The following is a 2,949-nucleotide window of genomic DNA, read 5'->3' on the forward strand; positions in this document are numbered from 1 at the left end:
GGTCTAAGTGCATCATACAAAGGTTTTGCATTGAGCACATTTTTCCAGGGAACGCATGGTGCTGATATTATGTTAGGTGGTTCTGGTATATTTCCATTTAATGGGGGAGGCGGTTTAAGTAACGCTTATGAAATTGCAACCGATAGATGGACACCATCGAACCCAAGACAGGATGCTTTCTACCCACGTTTAGCTTATGGAGAAGCGGATAATACCAACAATACTTTAGAGAGTTCTTGGTGGGTTAAAGATGTTAACTTCCTCCGTTTGAAATCAGCGCAATTGAGTTATAATCTTCCAACAAAATTCGCTGAGAAAATTTATCTTAAAAATGCAGCTATTTATTTGATTGGAAATAACTTATTAACTTTTAGTGATTGGAAGCTTTGGGATCCGGAATTAAATACAGGAGGTAGAGCCAACGGAGCCAAATACCCAATTAACAGAACATTATCATTAGGTATTAATGTTAAATTTTAAGAATCAGAAATCATGAAAAAATATATATTTATTGCATTTGTAGCCTGTTTAACACTAGCTACATCTTGTAAAAAAGGTTTTTTAGATCAAGTACCTAATGATAGGTTGACCCTAGAAGAAACCTTTACCAACCGTGCAACAGCCGAGAAATTTTTAGCAAACGTGTATAGCCTTATTCCAGATGAATTTGGGCAACGTAATCCAAATACAGGCAGAAGTGCAGGCGTTTGGACGGGTGCATCTGATGAAGCTGAATTTGTTTGGGGTTTTAATCAGGCCAATAACGTGAACATTGGTAGCTGGGATGCAAACTCAGGTTTTGTAAATGATTATTGGAATAACTTTTATCGTGGTATCCGCTCAGCAAGTTTCTTTATGGCAAACATTGATAAGGTAACACAGGACATTACTCCTCAATTAATTACCCAATACAAAAATGAAGCAAGAGCATTAAGAGCGATGTATTATTTCTATTTAGTGCGCATTTATGGTCCGGTAATTATTTTAGGCGAGAATGTAATTGAGCCGGATGCACCAACAGAAAGTGTTCGTTTACCAAGAAACAGCTTTGATGAATGTATAAATTATATCGCTTCCGAATTACAGGCTGCAGCAGATAATTTACCAGTTACACCACTTAATGATAGAAACTACGCAAGAATTACAAAAGGTCAAGCTTTAGCGTACCGTTTACAGGCTTATCTTTTGGCTGCTAGTCCGCTATATAATGGAAATACAGATTTAGCCAACCTAAAAAATAAAGATGGTAAACAATTGGTTAGCCAAACTTATGATGCTACTAAATGGAAAAGAGCATCTGATGCATACAAAGCATACATTACGCAATTCGTACCAAGTACTTATAGCTTATTAAGAAAAACCAACTCAGACGGATCGATTAACGGATATCTTTCCTGCCGTGATGTTTTTCTGGATAAATTCAACAGTGAAATCATCATGTCGAGATTAGATGCTGACATTGAAGGTAGACAATATGAAATGACACCATATCACAGTGGTAAAGCATCAGAGGTTAGAGGTTCTGCAGGTCTAGGTGCAACGCAAAATCAGGTTGATGCCTTTTTTATGGCAAACGGTTTAAGTATTAATGATGCTGGTTCTGGTTATGTAACCACAGGTTTTACCGATTACCGTGCACCAGGAAGCCCGATTGCAACCAACACTTTTAACCAATGGGTAAACCGAGAACCACGTTTTTATGTAAATATTACCTATCATAACAGCGTTTGGCTGAATACCGCTTTCGGTAATGTAATTACTGAGTTTAACAACAACGGTAACTCTGGTAAAGCAACAGGTGGTAATGATTATACAGTAACAGGTTATGCCGTAAGAAAAGCCATGGGTTTAGGTAACTGGAGAGAAAGCAACCGTGCTTGTATCCTTTACCGCGTAGGTAATTTGTTTCTTGATTATGTTGAAGCCTTAAATGAGTCAACTCCGGGCGATCCTGATATTTTAAATTATTTAAACCAAATCAGACAGAGAGCTGGTATTCCTCAATATGGCTCAGGTGCAGGACAAATTGCTGCTCCTGCCGATCAGGCTGCCATGAGAACTGCGATCAGAAAAGAACGCCGATCAGAATTGGCATTTGAAAATGTAAGGTATTTTGATACCAGAAGATGGAAAATAGCTGAAACTACTGATAACGGACCAATTTATGGTTTAAATATCACTCAAAATGCGCCAAACTTTTTCAACGTAGTGCCTTTCGAAACCAGAACATTCAACAAACGACACTACTTATTCCCAATCCCTGCAAAAGACGTTAACTCTGATGATTTAATGGTGCAGAATCCTGGCTGGTAAATCCAACAGGTCTAAATAACTAAAATCAGGTGGCGCTTACATTCATCTACTTATGTAAGTGCCGCCCTGATATTTCAACCTTCAGAACCACAAATTATGGAAAACATCTCTGTACCTAAAAAATGGCGTACATCAAAAATAATTGCTGCGTTTCTAAGTTTAATCCTGCTCATTTCCTTCAGTTCTTGCAGCAAAAAAGGCACCGAAGAACCTACGCCAAATCCACCAACCTTGCCTCCAACCGTGCCAACGAGTTTTTCTGCTGGCGATGCAACCATTGCATTTAATTCATTCAATAAAATTTACTACAGCACTGCCGATAAACTTTATTACAGTACCACAGAGCAAAAGGGGCTTGCAGCCATCTGGACGCAGGCAATTTACTGGGATATTGTGATGAATGCTTATGAGCGGACCAAAGATCCCGCTTATTATAAAATGATTACAGATATATATGATGGGGGTGCAAAACGTTACGACAATTACAACTGGGATAATTCCGTAGAATGGTTTATTTATGATGACATGATGTGGTGGGTAATGTCGCTCACCCGTGCTTATGAAATCACTAAAAATCAAGTCTATCTGGATAAAGCCAAATCTGGTTTTGCAAAAGTTTGGAGCGGCTCTTACGAT

The 2,949-nt window shown here is 38.5% G+C and carries 2 protein-coding genes and 1 pseudogene; all 3 read left to right on the top strand.

Features of this window, described 5'->3' with window-relative positions; genetic code table 11:
• Nucleotides 1–480 (top strand): annotated as a pseudogene (locus ON09_RS23310) (SusC/RagA family TonB-linked outer membrane protein); the annotation flags it as partial.
• A 12-nt stretch (nt 481–492) separates the two neighbouring features.
• Nucleotides 493–2,313: a RagB/SusD family nutrient uptake outer membrane protein gene (locus tag ON09_RS23315; RefSeq protein ID WP_010603478.1), complete on the top strand. Its 1,821-nt coding sequence runs from the start codon at nt 493–495 to the stop codon at nt 2,311–2,313.
• 96 nt (nt 2,314–2,409) lie between these two features.
• On the top strand, nt 2,410–2,949 hold a 540-nt coding region (locus tag ON09_RS23320; protein WP_010603479.1), incomplete at its 3' end, for a glycoside hydrolase.

Origin of the sequence: Pedobacter agri PB92 (assembly GCF_000258495.1) — a bacterium.
Taxonomy (GTDB): Bacteria; Bacteroidota; Bacteroidia; order Sphingobacteriales; family Sphingobacteriaceae; genus Pedobacter; species Pedobacter agri.

Coding starts and splice junctions, on each gene's coding strand:
- ON09_RS23315 (WP_010603478.1), top strand. CDS start 493: ATGAAAAAATATATATTTATTGCATTTGTAGCCTGTTTAACACTAGCT.